At 44.7% G+C, this 17,369-nt stretch carries 14 protein-coding genes; 12 read left to right on the top strand and 2 right to left on the bottom strand.

Annotation, left to right across the window (positions count from 1 at the left end):
• Positions 1–246: 246 nt before the first annotated feature.
• On the top strand, positions 247–924 hold the full coding sequence (locus HPY74_14605) for a recombinase zinc beta ribbon domain-containing protein (GenBank protein ID NSW91876.1): 678 nt from the start codon (positions 247–249) through the stop codon (positions 922–924).
• 64 nt (positions 925–988) lie between these two features.
• Here the strand turns inward: HPY74_14605 and HPY74_14600 are convergent, their stop codons facing one another.
• Positions 989–2,536: a hypothetical protein gene (locus tag HPY74_14600; protein NSW91875.1), complete on the bottom strand. Its 1,548-nt coding sequence runs from the start codon at positions 2,534–2,536 to the stop codon at positions 989–991.
• A gap of 279 nt (positions 2,537–2,815) precedes the next feature.
• The gene (locus HPY74_14595) at positions 2,816–3,553 is read right to left on the bottom strand and encodes an MBL fold metallo-hydrolase (GenBank protein NSW91874.1); all 738 of its coding nucleotides are present in this window, start codon (positions 3,551–3,553) and stop codon (positions 2,816–2,818) included.
• Between the two features lie 243 nt (positions 3,554–3,796).
• On the opposite strand from HPY74_14595, the gene HPY74_14590 reads away from it, so the two are divergent.
• The 11 genes from HPY74_14590 to HPY74_14540 form a co-directional block, all read left to right on the top strand.
• Entirely contained in the window at positions 3,797–4,669 is an 873-nt protein-coding gene (locus HPY74_14590; protein ID NSW91873.1) for a hypothetical protein, read from the top strand.
• Positions 4,666–5,742 carry a radical SAM protein gene (locus tag HPY74_14585; GenBank protein ID NSW91872.1) on the top strand — a complete coding sequence of 359 codons (1,077 nt, stop codon included), beginning with the start codon at positions 4,666–4,668 and terminating at the stop codon, positions 5,740–5,742. Before HPY74_14590 ends, HPY74_14585 begins: the two co-directional genes overlap by 4 nt.
• A 4-nt stretch (positions 5,743–5,746) precedes the next feature.
• Entirely contained in the window at positions 5,747–7,186 is a 1,440-nt protein-coding gene (locus HPY74_14580; protein NSW91871.1) for a hypothetical protein, read from the top strand.
• Positions 7,187–7,205: 19 nt separating this feature from the next.
• Entirely contained in the window at positions 7,206–8,156 is a 951-nt protein-coding gene (locus HPY74_14575) for a hypothetical protein (protein ID NSW91870.1), read from the top strand.
• Positions 8,157–8,678: 522 nt separating this feature from the next.
• A complete protein-coding gene (locus tag HPY74_14570) occupies positions 8,679–9,287 on the top strand; it encodes a helix-turn-helix transcriptional regulator (GenBank protein ID NSW91869.1) in 609 nt (202 codons plus the stop codon).
• A 49-nt stretch (positions 9,288–9,336) separates the two neighbouring features.
• The gene (locus HPY74_14565; protein ID NSW91868.1) at positions 9,337–14,556 is read left to right on the top strand and encodes an S-layer homology domain-containing protein; all 5,220 of its coding nucleotides are present in this window, start codon (positions 9,337–9,339) and stop codon (positions 14,554–14,556) included.
• Between the two features lie 436 nt (positions 14,557–14,992).
• The gene (locus HPY74_14560) at positions 14,993–15,298 is read left to right on the top strand and encodes a hypothetical protein (GenBank protein NSW91867.1); all 306 of its coding nucleotides are present in this window, start codon (positions 14,993–14,995) and stop codon (positions 15,296–15,298) included.
• Between the two features lie 97 nt (positions 15,299–15,395).
• Entirely contained in the window at positions 15,396–15,953 is a 558-nt protein-coding gene (locus HPY74_14555; protein ID NSW91866.1) for a hypothetical protein, read from the top strand.
• Position 15,954: 1 nt separating this feature from the next.
• Complete coding sequence (locus HPY74_14550) at positions 15,955–16,554, top strand: hypothetical protein (protein NSW91865.1); 600 nt, start codon at positions 15,955–15,957, stop codon at positions 16,552–16,554.
• 96 nt (positions 16,555–16,650) lie between these two features.
• Positions 16,651–16,851: a hypothetical protein gene (locus tag HPY74_14545; GenBank protein ID NSW91864.1), complete on the top strand. Its 201-nt coding sequence runs from the start codon at positions 16,651–16,653 to the stop codon at positions 16,849–16,851.
• A gap of 7 nt (positions 16,852–16,858) precedes the next feature.
• On the top strand, positions 16,859–17,369 hold a 511-nt coding region (locus HPY74_14540), incomplete at its 3' end, for a DNA adenine methylase (GenBank protein NSW91863.1).

Raw genomic sequence — 17,369 nt, 5'->3', positions numbered from 1 at the left:
AGAAATATACCCTTCCGCCAAGGGGCTACCAGCTTCAAGCGGCATTATTTTTGCCCAATCAAGGCACATCGAGTGCATAGTTCTGATAAAACGTGCCGAAAGCCGCATGAAATAAGGCTTTCCGGCGTTTTTGAAGGGCAGTTTTTGAGGGGTAAAAACGATGATAAACCGCTGATAAAAAATGGTTTTCAATCAGTCATATTCCCATGAGGGCTTTAATAATAGGAAATGGAGCGGAGGCGCAAATTGAAAGGTGTTACCGATGAAAACCGCAGCAGGCACAGCAACAAGTATGCCTTTTCAGGAAAGATTATTTGCGGCGGGTGCGGTTCACGTTTCCGGAGAGTCCGCTGGGGACAGGGGGAGAAGTACAAAAAGTATGTGTGGGTATGCAGGAACCGGGATGAAAAGGGGCCGGAAGGCTGCAGCATGAAGACGGTGGACGAGGAAAAGCTGAAGAAAGCCTTTGTCAGGATGGTCAATCGGCAGATAAAAGACAAAGATAAGTTTATATCGAGAATGCTTGGAAATATAGAAAAAGTTTTTGCAGAGAGGGCCAATTCTGTTAATGTTACTGCTATTGATAAACGGCTGGATGAACTCCGGGAGGAAATGGAGAGGCTGGTAAAGCTGAATATAAAGGCCAATCTTGATGCGGATATTTATGGTGAGGAATATGCCAGGATAACCAATGAGATGGATGAACTTAGGCAGCAGCGTGCGGTTTTTACCCAGGCGGAATTTAAGCGGAAAGATGCTCTTTCAAGGGTTCGGGAGATTGAAAAAATGCTTCGGGAGCGGGATGCAGTGCAGGAATTCGATGAGGAGCTGTTTGCGGCACTAGTGGGGCAGATACGGGTAAAGTCTCTGGTTGAAGTGGTATTTGTTTTAAAGGCGGGGCTTGAGGGAGGTATTATAGTGTAGATAGCTCTTGAGAAAAAAGCACCTATCAATTAGGCGCCTATTTTGAAGTTAAAAACCATGCCCGTCAGCATTCATTACTCAAGCTGCCTGCCAGACTCGAAAGTTTTTCAATTACCTTTTTTTTATCCCGTTCCGCCTGGGGTATGTTGTTGATAAAATCCTCAAGATAGCAATAGAAAGCATTTGTCATGTTCTGCTGGTTGAAGGCAAAAACCGTAATCGGAGCGTCCGTTTTTGTAACGATTACACCTATTTCATCCTTCACGGCCAGGTGGATGTTCCGGTTGGGACCGCGCCGGCAAATGAAAAAACTGAATTTGTCAAAATGGTTAAGTAATCCGATGATGTTTTCAAGATGTTCTCTGTAATCCTGCGGGGTATAACAGAGGGTTGTGCCTCCCGGAAGCTCCGGCAGTTCTACGGGAATACGGCCTGTTGTTATTTCCTCGGGTGATGGCAGGAATACGATTTCGGTATAATTGTGGTGTTTGAGATTGGCTGCAAAAACCTTGTACCTTGCTCTCTGAACAGAGAGCATTTTTTCTTTTGTTTTGCTGTCTGCACCGGCGCGGCTGAGCAAACGATCAAAAAGCCCTTCCGGCATGGTGATGGCAGAGAGGGTGTTGGATAAAACGAAGCAATCGCCGGGCTGCTCTTCAAATTCCGTCAGCAGATTGGCAAGCTCAGGTGAAGTGCTGGAGGCAAATATGCTCATAAGCGGACGACACATATTAAGGTATTCGTTGAATTCACCGGTAAGTGACTCAATTAACCTTGGGTCGGTACAAAAAAGGTTTGCTGCATTTTTCTCCCAGCCGGACAGGGTTGTTGATACCACTGCAGCAACACCCGAAGCTATAAACATAGTCCTCCTGAAATAATGCTCCCGGTATCTGGGACAATAGTAGGGTTCGATTGCTCCTGTCATATATAAAGGCAGCCAAAAGTCAATTGCCGCAAACATCTCGGACATATCACGGCTTATTGTATGTACAATTTTAATTTTGTTTCCTTTAGATATGACTTCGACAAGCAGTCGAACAAAGCTTGCAAGAAATAGCCGGTCCCCGGCAAACCACTCTATGTTTTCGTCGCTGTATAAGAGCAGGGTGCAGGGTTTTTTATGTTCCCCCACTGCTGACAAAAACCGGATAATACTGTTTTGTTTGCCATTTATGCCGTAAAACACTTCTGACTTAAGCACCATACCGGCAGGGACGGCTTTCCCTTCATTGACAGGAGGCAAAGAACCTTTTGTTACCCTGAACATATCCAGATTATCAAGAAACCTGGTGATAAGTTTTGTGTCAGGCAAAGCTTCATCGCAAAGCCAACTATATAAAAATTCAGCAAGCTTTTGAGTTTCTTTTACGCATTTATCCGCAGGCAGGCCCATTATTTCGCATAAGGCTGCCTTTTGATAATCCATTTTTGCGTTTTCAGCAAAGTAGGATGCAATTACTGCAATATGAGTGTTGTCTTTTGCAGGTGTGCGCGCCCCTGTGCGCCAGCGGCTGACAAGAGAAGCATCTAATGATAAAACTCTGGCCAGTCGGCTGTTGGATACACCGAAAGTGTTCATTAAAAGATTAAGCCGGTGGCTAAACGGCATAGTTGTCACCTCCTCATTTACTGACATTATACCATATTTTTGCTGTGTTGGATTTTTGATATAAAAATTTTGTCACTAATTCATGACAAATAAAATGTCAATGACAAATGGGCTGACTTCATTGATATTAAGAAAAATTTTGTTATTGATTATTTTTAGAATAGTAATGAAGACATTTGCTGGAATCGTTTTTCACGAACATTTTGCACGTCTGTTTGTCATGCCATGGTTGATAACTCTGACATGTATAATGAAGAGTTAAGGTTTGAAAATCAGCAATTACTTGGGTTTTGATTGACTGGACTCCATCTGACTAATTCCTATGGTTATCAGCTGGGAGGCATCAAAAGGTTTGCCGTGTGCCGGGAATATCTTTTTCACCCCCTCACTTACAAGCTTTTTCCAGCTTGCACGACATATATCTGCATCATATAAAAGTATCGGATAATATGGCATGCCGGCAAAGTTAAGAGTATTCCTGGCAGCATCCCCTACAAAAGCGGTCTGCCCTGTAACAAGGGAAATACAGTCCTCGGTATGCCCCGGAGTCATCAATATTTTTCCATTAATTCCAAGTTTGGGCAGAATACTGTCGTCATCAACCTCAATAATAATGTCTTCCTTACGATAATAATATGGTTTATAAGTTTCCGACCAGTTTTTGTTAATTCTCGTGTAAGTACCGATAATAAAGTCTAACGCCGTATTTGCGTACCTTTCATTCACGTGTTTCTGGTGGATGCCCGCAGCCAGGTATTCTGCGCATTTACTGCTCATTATAACCCGCAACGAAGGGTTTGCCTTCAATAAAAAATCAAGCAGCCCGCAGTGGTCATTATGGTGATGGGTCAAAAACAGATAAGATATATCGGTTACCGAAACCCCAATCTTGTTGATGGCCTGCAAAAAACTGCCCTTATCCTGTGCTCTTCCGCAATCAACCAGCAAATATCCATGTTTTGCTTTAATGAAAAAACAATTAGTTTGCGGCAGGGCTAAAGTCATATATTCCGGCATTTTAATTTCCTCCCAAACAGTAATAGAAAATTTAAAAGAAATTAAGATTTCACCCGTTCGGGTGATATGCACGGAACTCCAACTTTATTATAGTATAATAAAGAAAAAAATGTAATGCAAGAAGGATTTACCATTAACGTTTGAGAATCCAATATCGCATCTATCATGGCAATGAAAGCCGTACGGGATGGAGCGATTGCCGAGGAGCCGTTTCAAAAAAATAAACACAGAGAGGGTGGTAATATGGTTGAACTGGAGAGTTTTTTACCGCGCATACCGCAGCCTGTACAGCCTATAAAGCCGGTAGATTCGCCGTTCCTGCAAAATAATCAATCTGCTGCGGCAACACCGGAAAAGGAGGAGACCCTGGCCTCCTGGTTAATTGAATCATTCAGGCGAGGAATCAATTCTGTGCCGAAAATGGTCGGGCAGTTGCTAATTCAATCAGGAATAGTTTTAGCAGTCAATTTGATTTTTTGGCCAATTAAGACATGGCAGTTGCCCGGGCTTATTGCCTCCTTTGTAACAGCCATTATTTTTTTAACGGCGACCTATAACAATATAATACCGAAGACAATCTTCTGGGTCATTATTTTCACATTTGGCAAAAGGCTGTTTCTGAAAATTAAAAATCAGGGATTTGCTAATGCAATAAGTCCTATTAAGCAAGTTGCACCGGAATTCAAAAGAGCGTATCTGAAATTACAGGAGAAGGCATATTCGCTTCTTTTAACGGGAGGCGGCGCAGGACTCATCATTGCCAATAATTTTGCCAGCTACAGCCGTTTTCCCGGGGCGCGCAACAAGATAGACAAATATTTTGTAGCTCTTGTTATTTCCTTTGCGGTTAGCTACGTCATGGGTGAGAGTAGAAAAAACTGGATGTTTAAATTTGCAAGGCTTGCAAGCAGGGATATTTCCCGCATCATGAAAAGACAATATACTTACACCGACGATCATACTTATATACTTTTATCAGGTTTCGTAGCAGGACTTTTGCTTGATGCGCCGCTTATTTTGTTTAAGCTTATGTATGGAGGTTATATACTTGGCGGAGTATTGATTGCCGTTGCGATTTTAATGCCTCTGGCATTGAGGCAGAGGGAGACGAAATGATTACCATTGTTGACCGCAGATATAATTATGTTAGCGTATTTAACCAGGAAACCGGCTTTAGTATTCGTTCAAATGTTTACGATAAAGACGGAAATGATACAGGAGTTGATCCTTTTAGGGCAAGTTTTCCGGAATTATTGGATATTGGCATCATGGGGCATTGTGCCCATGGGAAGAGCGGTCTTTGTATCAAGTCTGGAGTTGAATGCTATCAAAACGGACTTATTGTTGAACAGGAAAATATGCCATTTGATAAATTTAAAAGGATCATCGATGAATGTAAAGGCAGAACCTTTCAAGTAGCTCTTGGGGGCAGAGGCGATCCGGACATGCACGAAAATTTTGTCGCTATGCTGCATTATGCCCGTATAAACGGCATTGTTCCAAACTTTACCACATCGGGATTTGGCCTGAATAAAGATTTATTACCCGCTATAAAGCAGTATTGTGGAGCGGTTGCCGTGAGCTGGTATAGGAGTAAATACACAATACGGGCCATTGATATGCTGCTGTCTGCCGGTATAAAAACAAATATTCATTATTGCATCAATTGTTCAACAATAGATGAAGCCATAGAGATGATTTGCAACAAAACATATCCCAAAGGCATCAATCGCATTATTTTTCTGCTGCATAAACCCGTGGGCCAGGGGAGAAAAGAGAATATGCTCTCCGTTTGTGATGAGCGTGTGAAACATTTTTTCTCTCTTTTTGATCTGCCCGAAAATGCAAATAAAGCCGGATTTGATAGCTGCAGTGTTCCTGCGCTTTTGAGCTTTACGAGCAAAATCCATTCTTCTACTATTGAACCCTGTGAGGCTGCAAGGTTTTCAGCGTATATTTCGCCGGATTTCAAGCTTTACCCCTGCAGCTTCGAAACAAGACTGCAGTTTGGAATAGACCTCGAAAATAACAGTATCGAACAAGCCTGGAACAGCGAAGAATTTGATAAATTTCGAAATGCATTTTTTCATACATGTAATGACTGCCGTAATTACGAACATTGTCTAGGTGGGTGTCCGGTCTTACCTGAAATCGTTTTGTGCAAAGATAAGAAAGTGAGATTGAGGTGAGAAAATGAAGATTAAAATCGATTTTGTGACAAATTCCTCCAGTGAAAGCTTCGGTATTGTTTTAGTGGATACGGCAAGCACGCTGATTGCTACGGGAGCCATTACTGTTATGGCTAACGCCGTTAAAGAAATGCTTATCGGGGATACAGTTGATGTGGCAGAGAAAATTGCGGAGGCTGTCGGTCAAGAGGCAGAATATCAGAGCAAAGCTATCATGGAAGGCTATAGTGAAGCGGAAAAAAACCTTGAAGAAGAAAGAAAAAGTCTGGCATCCCAGCTTGAAGAAATAAAAAAACAGTGGGAAGAGTCGGAAAAGACAGCAGACAAGAAAGATCCTGGATATGAGAAGCTTAAAGCCCAATATGATGAGTACATGAAGTATCTTGAAAACGAAATAAAGCAAAAGGACTATGAAAAATATCTGATTCAGGTTGAGAAAGCGGAAAAGCAGGCAGAACTTGAATCAAAAAATGAATGGATCAGGCAAAGGCAGGTTGACTATATTGCCGTAAAAGAGGAGCGGGCATTGCTGGAGGCAACGCTCAAAGGCTATGGTGAAAAAGGCTATAATGTCAAAGACATAGAGGAAAGATTGAAACAACTTGATGAGCGGGAGAAGGAACTTGGCAAAACGCTGGCTGAAAACAATGCCAGCATCGAATATACTGCCCGGGACAGAGGCGTTATAGGGCCGGGGGCGGAATTTGACAAAATTCAAAAAGAGTATATGAGGAAAAAAGCGGAAATAGAATTTGCCAAAGCTTTAGCGGATAGGGAAAAAAGAGCACAGTTGGAGCTGGCAATGAAACAAGCAGAAGAAGAGTTTCAGGAAGCCATGAAAGCTGCTGCCCGTTGGGACCTGGCAACCAAAGCCGCCGAGGGTGTACAGTTTGGTGCCGATATGGCTATTGAAGGTCTTTCGCACGTTACCGGTCCTGCAGGGCAGCAAATTAAGCTGCTCTATAAATCCGGCAAAAGCATCGCAAGCGGCATGGGGGAAGGCATGGCGGACCCCAAAAACGCCGGCAAACACCTGGCTAAGGGTTTTATCGGTGCGGTCACCGAAGTAGCTAAAGACAAGTTTGGAGAAAACCCTTTCAAATCAGCCATAGTTAACGTTGCCAATGAAGGAGCACAAGGAGCTCTGGATGCAGGCATTAAGGGCGAAGATGTTTTAACGGGCGGGTTAAAGGGTCTTGGGAAAGGGGTAATTGATTCGGCGGCAGATGCAGGACTGGACAAGATAAAGTCAAAACTACCAATTCCCAAAGGCTCATCCGTTGATGTCCATGACTACAGCCTGGGTCAAATTTATAACAATAACCCGTTAACAAAAGGCTTAACTAAAACCGTCATCAGAGAAGGTGTCGGTGATAAAACCAAGGATTTTATTAAGGAAACAATTGTGGATAATTTAGGAAAAACAATCGGCGTTGTTGATTAAAATTGGGGGAGGTATACAAATGACTGTTACTTATAAAATTTCTCCGGCAGGGTTTGGATGGCTTGCGCAAGCTTTTGACGACAAAAATATCCTTTCGCCTTTTGCCGTATTCGAAAAATACGCTAAGGATTTTAACGAAAAAGAAAAGGAAGAGCTAATTTCTCAAGGAGTAATTTTCCATGACGGCACCATTCAACCTTCGGCTCTTGCAGCTTTTAAGGTGATTTCCAATGCTGAGGCCTTTTCAAGGATAAGAATCCTTGGAACCATGGCTCCCGTTGATAAGGTTACCTATTTTCAAGGGGAAGCCTCCTGTTCTGTAGATAGCGGAGCAGGTTATTTTGCAGTTACATTTCCTGCCATGACCAAGGAGGCCGGCTTTGTTATGGAAGAATTTACTGGAAGCAGCAGGTTTGTCAATGTTCCCTTCCGGACAATGCTTTCACCAAAAGCAGCTCTTGTTTTTCTTGCACTTGTCGATTTGTATCGCGCCGCTGCTCTGCTTGCACTTGCGGGAGAACCGAAAGCCATAAACTTTAGTGCGGGTGATATAACGGCCAGGGCAAACAGCGGTGAATCCCTTATGTGGTTTGTCAAAAGTTTAAAGAATCTTGCAAATTCAGCTTCTTTGTCTGAAGGGGATCTGCCGGATGTTCTTGATGAGCTTAATGAGAAAAAATTTGTCGAAGAAAAAGGTGGTAACTATTATTTGATGAATGAAGCATTGGAGCTTGCCAATACATTTTTGATCCCGGAATATGTGTTTAACATCAGCTATGGAAGATTGGTTTCGCCCGCTGCGGCATTACATTCTGAAAGTTATGTAATTTTTTGCGGTATGCATAATTTGCTGTATATCGATACCGACGGGGATAGAATTTTTATAGAAACAATGTCGGGAGGTGAGCTTTTAAATATCCTGATAAATTTGCTTCAAGAATCTCCCGCGAAAAATGCATCTATGCAATGACGGATGCCATGTGCAGGGAATATCTTTTCACTAAAGGAGAAATGTAATGAAAGGAAGGGATGTATGGATAATCAGAAGTTAATGAAGCTGAACTCATTTATAAACAAAGCATATGAATGCTTTTCCTTTATGGAGTTCCTCAAGCTGGCCATTATGGGGCTCCACGAGGTTGTCATGTATGACAGCGGCATGTTTTTCTGCGGCATCAGCAGGGATTGCAGCTTTTTCAAACCGTACATCAGCGGTCCGATCGAAAACTATTATAAAAAGCAGGGCTTTCCCGGGCGGGAAGAGTTTCTAAGCCAGTTCCAGGAAGGTGCTGCCGACACTGACGTCTATGTATACAAGGCTGTCGATTACAGTCACGGCATCGTTCAGATAACTGATGAACCTCGCAGCAGTTTCCTCGCCTCACAGGAAGATTTTTACATCGTGTGCGTGCGTATTGTCAATAAAGGTCAGTTTCTGGGCGAAATCTACTTGCACAGGAGCAAGGAGAAACCGGATTTTGACGATGAGGACATGTTTGTACTCCGCCTCCTCAAGCCCCATGTATCAACAGTTTTTCACATCATTCATACTATTACTGCGGTCAAGTATATTGAAACCAATAACCAGCCCAATACCCAGAGGGGCATGTGCATGTTTGACGAGGATTTAAGCCTTATTGGCGGTAATGTCATAGGGGTTGAAATGCTGAAGACACCAACGATATTTGGCTCAAGTGTTCTTTACCACCTCAAGGAGCTATGCGTTGATCTTCTTGACGATCAAAGTTCGAATAATGCAGACAATATCCTTTTTGCTTCAAAAATGTTGAAAACAACAAATGGCGATCTTAAAATCGATATTTTTAGTAAAAATAATCAAAGAGCAAACAAAAGCCGTAAATATATCGTAGTTATGGAGTTTTGTAATGAGGAGCAGATTGTGGCAGATTACAAGTTTAAATTTTCAAAACGTGAAGCGGAAATAATCGATGGGCTTGTTCAGGGCAAGAACAATGCGCAGATTGCAAGAACTTTGGATTTATCTGAAAATACAGTAAAGACGCATATCAAAAACATATATAAAAAGACAGGAACATGTAACCGGGCTGAACTTACCTATGTGTTGATGCTGAACAAATGATGGGTTTGCAAAATAAAATAAAAATTTTAATACGGGAAGGATGATTAGTGTGAAATGGAAAGTAAAGAAATGCTTAGCGCTGTTCGTGTTTGCGGCATTGCTTTTAGCGATGCTACCTGTCAGCGCATCTGCCGCAGCGCCTTCGGACATTGATAATCACTGGGCGAAAGCGCAAATAACAGACTGGGTAGAAAAGGGACTCGTCAAAGGCTATCCGGACGGGACCTTTAAGCCCGATAAAAATGTTACTCGGGCGGAGTTTATGTCCCTGGTTAACGGTGCTTTTGGTTATAGTGAAAAGGCAGCCATAAACTATAAAGACGTGCCTGCCGGCGCGTGGTTTTACGACACTGTTGCAAAAGCCAAAACCGCCGGCTACATCAGTGGCTATGAGGACGGCACCATCCGGCCGGATAATCCTATTACCAGGGCCGAAGCAGCAACAGTTATCATGCGAATAAAAGGGCTTGCTGCAGATTCTGACGCTGCGTCAAAATTTTCCGATGAAGCTGGCATCCCCGCCTGGAGCAAAGGAGCAGTCGGCGCAGCAGCCAGAGCTGGCATCATGGGCGGCTATCCCGACGGCAGCTTCAGGGCACAGAACTTCATCACCCGGGCCGAAGCGGTAGTGGCTTTAAACAAAGCCTTGGCTTCAACAGAGGCTATGACCGTAACTTATGATAAAGCAGGGGTTTACGGCCCGGCAGATGATACTACCATAGTAAAAGGTAATGTTATCATTAAAACGGAAGGCGTAACTCTACAGAACACCATAATCGAAGGCGATTTAACCATTGACAAAGCTGTTGGTGAGGGCAGTGTTACTTTGAAAAATGTTGCCGTCAAAGGCACTTCCTACATATACGGTGGCGGCGCCAACAGCGTGCATCTGATCGACACCATCCTCAAGAAAGCCGTTGTCCTTAAAGTAAACGGTACGGTAAGACTGGTTGCTTCCGGAAACGCAGAAGTAGGGCAGCTAGTGGCTCAGTCCAGTGTTAAAGTAGAAGAAACAAATCTTAACGGTAAAGGTTTCACTGACGTAGTAGTTGAGAAGAAAGTTGAAGGTAAGCTTGTAGTAACTCTTGTTGGAGCAAAGGTGGAGACCATCGAGGTCAAAAACCAAGAAGTAACCCTTAGCGCGGATAAAAACACAGAAGTTAAAACCCTGGAAGTTAAAGCTGATAATGTAACTGTAGCAACCGAAAAAGGTACAACTATTACCACTCTGGTAGCAGACGGCAAGGTATCTGTCACCGGCCAGGGCACGATCCAAAAAGCTGAAGTCAATGTTAGTGGCGTTAGCTTTGAGACCAAACCGCAAAGCCAGGAAGTGGCAACTGGAGTAACACCTCCGACAGTTGGCACAGGTACAACTGGCGGCAGCTCTGGCGGCGGAGGCGGGTCGAGCACACCGACAGTGACTGTCAATGCTATTAGTAATGTTACACTCATTGCTGGTCACTCAACCGATGTAGCTGTCACTACCAACCCGACAGACGCAACCGTAACTGCAAGCTCAAATAATACAGAAACAGCAACGGTCAGCGTTAGCGGACATACTATTACGGTAACGGCAGGAGAAACCGCAGGAAATGCCACCATTACCGTAACGGCAGCCAAGACTGGCTACAATAACGGCACACGCACCTTTACAGTGGCAGTGACGCCTGATAAACCGGCTTCTTTCGAACTGGGCACCGCAAAAGGCAGCCTGTACATAGATATGAGCAGCTTCAAGGACCAGTACGGGAACGATATTGTATGGGACAACCTGGTGGATGCTTATGGGCTTGACCTGGCTAACTCGAAGATTTACCTGACCACAGGCGAGTCGGTAACATCAGATGTCTATGCCACCTTGGAGCAGATGCTGGACTACCAGGTGGATTCTATTGAGAATAATATACCGGAGTTAGAAGCAGTTCTGGAAAGCGGCGGTACAGTAATTTATTTTGATGATGAAGACCTGGCTGATATCTTCAGCGGAGTTGGCCTGGACGGTATGTTTGTTGGTTTTGACCCTGATGTTCATACATGGGTATATGCAGAGATCAAAGGCACTTTCAACGGTGAAGCTTGGGAGATCAGTGACAGTTGTGAGATGCCGACTATAAGCACAGACGCCACTTTAGCAACTTTCGAAGTTGGTGGTACAAATGTGCTGGCTTTGGGCAATGTTGACGTCGATAATCCGAACACTGAACAAGGGGCGATCTTATCCATTACAGAGCCAGTAACCGGTATAACGATTACAACGAATGATGCCAAGGCAAGGGCGGAAGTTTATGTCAATGATTTATTAAACCCTGTGCCGTCAGAATTATTGTCGACCAAAACTGTTAGCCCAGGCGATGTTATTGTTGTCGTTGTTGTGGCTGAGAGCGGAAAAACGGCTTATTATAAAGTGACTGCTGTGTTAGCGGCAGACAAGGCCGCCCTGACAGCAGCCATAAATGCTGAGTATTCTGATGGAGCAGCAAGAACAACATATGTTCTGACTGAGGCTGATTATACAACAGAAAGCTGGAATGCTTATACAGCTTCAATAACAGCGGCTATTGCTGTTGAAGCAGACGCAAATGCAACACCGGAAGATGTTAATGCAGCAGCGGCAGCAATCGGCACCGCAAAGGCAGGCCTAGTATTCGCAGGCCAGGCAGACCTTGAAGCAGCGAAAGTAGCAGCGGCAGCCTTGACCGAAACCGACTACACAGCAGAGAGCTGGGCAGTATTAGAAACAGCACTGGCAATGCCGGAGATCACAAACGCAGAAGTTGTGGCAAAGACAACGGCAATTAATGATGCGATAGCGGGACTTGTTACCGTTGCTGAAGCTGTAGCGGCAGACAAGGCTGCGTTGACGGAAGAAGTCATCAAAGGGGGCAACACTGCCCTGGACAATGTAACAGTTAATCTGAACCTTGTCACCAGCATACCTGACGGCGCAGGTTGTAGCATCATCTGGGCATCCAGTAATACGGGTGTAGTTGCAACTGACGGCACAGTAACCAGGCCTGCGGCAGGCAGCGGTGACGTTACAGTAACCCTGACCGCCACCATTACCAGCGGCAGTGCAAGTGATACCAAGCAATTTACAGTAACCGTAAAAGCCCAGGAAATACAAGACAGCACCATCGAACCGACTACGGCTACCTTCGACAAGAACACATCCAGTGCTGATTACAAAGACATTGCAGTAACCATGACCTTGAACGGCAACACGCTGGTTGCTATCAAGAACGGTGAGACTGCTCTGACAGAAAACACCGACTACACGGTGGCAGACAACGTGGTAACCATCAAGAAGGAATACCTGGCGGCGCAGGCTGATGGCAATGTGGCCCTCAGCATTGAGTTTGACAAAGGTGACCCAGCGATCCTGACTATTATAATCAGCGACACAACACCAGTGATTCCAAATGGCACTTTGCTTGATGCCGACGCTGGTTCTGACTTTACGGGAGTCCTTTACACAAGAGACGGAAATATCTACTATAACCAAGCAGATACAAGTGGTACATGGGGAAGCGAAACCCTGATAGGCACTGGTACAGAAGGCAAAATGGTTGTTGACAGCACAGGTAAGCCCCATGTCGTTTACACCACATCAGGTAAAATCGGCTATAAGATGTATGACGGAAGTGATTGGACAGAAGAAGTGCTGATAGAAAGTAATTATGGTGGTACCTGTTCTAAGCCGGATATTGCTGTGGATAGCAGCGGATATGCACACATCACCTATACGGATACAATGGGGAATACGGGTGATTACACAGACAAAGCAGATATTATGTATGCCACAAATAGGTCAGGTAGTTTTGAAAAAACCTTAATATTTAAAGGCTATCTAGACTATTACGGAGGAGCTGATAGATATTCAGAAGGATTCGACAAAGGTTCTCTTATAGCTATAGATGCTGAAGATAACTACTTTATTATGGCACACAAATATACTTATCAAACATGGATGGGTGGAAATGACAGAACCTATTCGATAGTAGTTAAATCTAATCTTGGCGATGGTAATACAACAATTTCTTCGTCCGATATATTTGACATCTATGGCTTAGCATCAAACGGTAATAAAGTAGTAGCTCTCTATAAACAAACTGGCTTCAAAACATCAGAACTTACCGTAAGTGGAACCACCATAAACTTTACCAACACAAAAGACATAACAGGCACATCAGTTAGCTCTGTTAACACAGACGGGACCAACATTGTAGTAGGTGGAACAAACTCTACAAAACTGCAAACCAACTATAATGGCATACCGCAGACATTTAGTGATATTGTCGTAAGTGGCAACGCAGTATCTATCGTACACCTTAATGGAAACTTCTACGCCGTCTACACCGATAATGCCGATGGTAAAATCAAAATGCAACTAATCGAAGCAACCTATGCGGTAAACGTAGCCTCTGTAGTAGGCGGGGCTGCTGAAGTAACCGTGGATAAAACCACTGCAGCAGCAGGTGAAACCGTCACCGTAACCATTGCCAATATAGAATCCGGCAAGCAGTTCAAGTCCATCACGGTAGTAGATGCAGATAGCCAGGCAGTAACTGTAACAGAAGTAACAGCAGGTCAGGAATACACCTTCACCATGCCGGCCAAAGCAGTGACCGTGACCGTGGAAGTAGCGGACACCACAGCACCTGAACTGCAGGCGGCAGCAGTGGACGGAGCGACCCTGACCCTGACCTATGACGAGGCTCTGGACGAGAGTTCCGTACCTGATGCAGCTGACTTTACAGTAAATGTCAACAGTTCTGCAGCTGACGTAAACAACGTGGCTGTAAGCGGTAACACCGTAACGCTGACGCTGGCTGATGCAGTTAATGCGGGCGACACCGTGACCGTAAGCTACACAGCTGGGACCAACCCGATTCAGGACATTGCTGGCAACACTGCAGCTGACCTGACTGATCAGAGTGTGAACAACAACACAGCGGACACCACAGCCCCTGAACTGCAGACAGCAGTTGTAGACGGAGCAACTCTGACCCTGACCTATAATGAGGCTCTGGACGAAAGTTCCGTACCTGATACAACTGACTTTGAAGTGCTGGTCAACAGTTCTGCAGCTGACGTAAACAACGTGGCTGTAAGCGGTAACACCGTAACGCTGACGTTGGCTGCGGCAGTTAGTGCGGGCGACACCGTGACCGTAAGCTACACAGCTGGGACCAACCCGATTCAGGACATTGCTGGCAACGATGCAGCTAACCTGACCGATGAGGCTGTGACCAACACCACAGCGTAGATGTGAGTGGTAATACTATAGTACTGAGATTAGTTGCTAAGGACGCAGCAGTTAATAAAGAAATTACCTTGACTAAGTAGAAAAAAAGCAAATCTAAACCAAAATGGGAACCTGCTTATTTTGGCACGGTTCCCATTTTGGTGTTTTCTTTTAATCGCTTTTCACCGCTCAAGGCACGTTGAGTGCATAGTTCTGATAAAACGTGCCGAAAGCCGCATGAAATAAGGCTTTCCGGCGATTTTGAAGGGCAGTTTTTGAGGGGTAAAAACGATGATAAACCGCTGATAAAAACCCGGTTGTTTCGTCTACTATACAGCTAAAACCAAATAAGGAATCCCCTATTAGCAAATTAGCTGTGGTATTTTAGAAATAAGATGCCGCCGCTTTTTTTGTTGTCAATTTTAATGCCTACATTTAAAAGATTGGAGGAAAAAGAATGTTAAAAGTATTGGTTTCAAACATCAAGGATAAGGCGCATGGCGAGTGGCTGTCCCTGCCGTCCGACACCGGAGAAAAGCTCGCTGTCTTTGAAAAGCTCACTCCCCATGGTGAATTTGGCACAACAGTTGCCATCTGCATCACTGATGTCCAATCTTCTATCCCAAACCTCAAGCGGTACATCCATGAGCATGACTCCCTCGAACAGCTTGACATCCTGGGGTCAAAAATTGAGAAAATGTCCGACAGGGATGCAGCGATATTCTCTGCAGTGCGTCTATCTCGTGGAGAGCGGCAAGGTTGAAATCCCTAAAAGTGCATGGCCCTATTTGGATTATGAACGGGTAGGTGTTGAGTATGAAGCAAACAATGCCGGTGCATATACCAGTCTCGGCTACGTTGTGAAAACCGGTGACAGTCCTAAACAGACCACCGTCAAGGAAAAGCAAACCCTAAGATTTTTCAGTCCCTTATTTGTGAAAATTTATCCGTCTTATGAGTACGGAGAGTGCGGTGCGGACGATATGCTCGAAGAACTCTCACCGGCAGAAGCACTGTATTACATGGATAAAATTTTGGAGGCTATTGAAAAAGAAAAACTTCCAAATGAGGGACAGCGAGGCTTAATGGTTTACTTCGACAGGGACAAGGCGCTGGCTGAAAAGGTCTACAGCGCCCATCCTACCGTTGAAGAATACAACGGCGAGCTGTGGGGCGTTATGGTGGTTGAGGTTTATGGTGAGCTGACCGAGTCTGAAATGTCCATACTCGCAGATTATTTCACTGGACAGTATTCCGACGGCTGGGGTGAAGGATTTGAACAAAGAGGTATCAAGATTCATTGCGGCGAGATCTACGTCAGCTTTTGGGATAGCAAGAATTTCTTTATCAAGCCGGAACAGGAGCTGAAGCAGGGAACTGAACAAAACTTTAACGGACAGACGATGGGAGGAATATAGTATGCCAAATCATATTACAAACATACTCACCGCACATGGTGATAAGAAAAAAGTCAGAGCAATGTTTGAAGCCATCAAAAATGATGAGATTGGAACGGGCAGCATTGACTTCAATAAAATTACACCGATGCCGGAACACATCTACAGGGGCAATCTTGGCAGGGAGGAGATTGAAAAGTACGGCGCTGAAAACTGCTGGTATGACTGGAGCATAAAAAATTGGGGAACGAAATGGAACAGCTATGGCTATGACGAACGTACCGCAGAGAATTTTGACGGCAGCACGGTAAAATTCTTAACCGCATGGAGCAGTATCAACGGACTGATAGAAAAGCTGTCCTCTATGTTTCCCGATATCCGTTTTGACTACAAATGGGCTGATGAGGACTTTGGCTATAATACCGGCAAGGCAGAGTTTAAAGGCGGCAAAACCCTAAGTTGCTTTACACCAGAAGGCGGTTCTGCCGAGGCGCTTGAGCTGGCGGCAAGTATTCTTGATATAGACCTTGCCGAAGCAGGATATATCTACAATGAAAGCACCGGCGAATATGAATATGTGGAAGATGAGCCAGATGAAATTCCTAAGATGGGCGGTGTGTAGAAATGCATGCCGCTATTTTTTTATTAAAGGCATACAAGCATGAGGTGCTATCTGAATAGGCAGCGTCTTTTTTTGTTGCCGGAAAGGAGCTGAACTATGAACACAGACACAAAAACACAGGAGAAAAAAACCGGCAGCGATCCTGCGCCACCAAGAAAAATTCACAACGTACCCTTGCCAAAAGACACCGAGCGCTGCAAAGGCTGTCCCTATCCTGGTGTCGGCTTTATCTGCTGGAGTACAGACGGGAGCTGTATGCGGACCGATATGGACAGGATCAGCAGGCCAAGGAGGTGATGGATGATTGAACAGCATTATCAGCTGGGTCGGCGGCAAAAAGGCCCTGCGCGAACTTATTTATCAGCGGATGCCCAAAGATTATGGAAGATACATTGAGGTCTTTGGCGACGGCGGTTGGGTACTCTTCGGCAGGAAACCGGATGCAAGCATGGAGGTCTATAATGACTACAACACCGACCTTGCCAATTTGTTCCTGTGTGTGAAAGAACGCCCCTTGGCTCTGCTAAAGGAACTGAATTTTCTGCCGCTAAACGGCAGAGATGAGTTTGCCGCATTGAAAAAATACTTGCTCAAGGAGGAATTCACCAATGAATACTTAAACGAGGAACTGGAACTGGCGCAGATCTATCTGACCGAGCCGCAGTTTGAGGAAATCAAAGCGATTCTCATTGAAAACGCGACCATGTCGGACGTAAAACGCGCCGCCGCCTTCTTCAAGCTGATCCGCTACAGCTACGGCAGCGGCTGCACCTCATATAGCTGCCAGCCCTTTGATATCCGGAAAACCTTCCACC

The sequence above is a fragment of the Bacillota bacterium genome (assembly GCA_013314855.1).
Lineage (GTDB): Bacteria > Bacillota > Clostridia > Acetivibrionales > DUMC01 > Ch48.
This window is presented reverse-complemented; position numbering and strand designations above follow the sequence as displayed.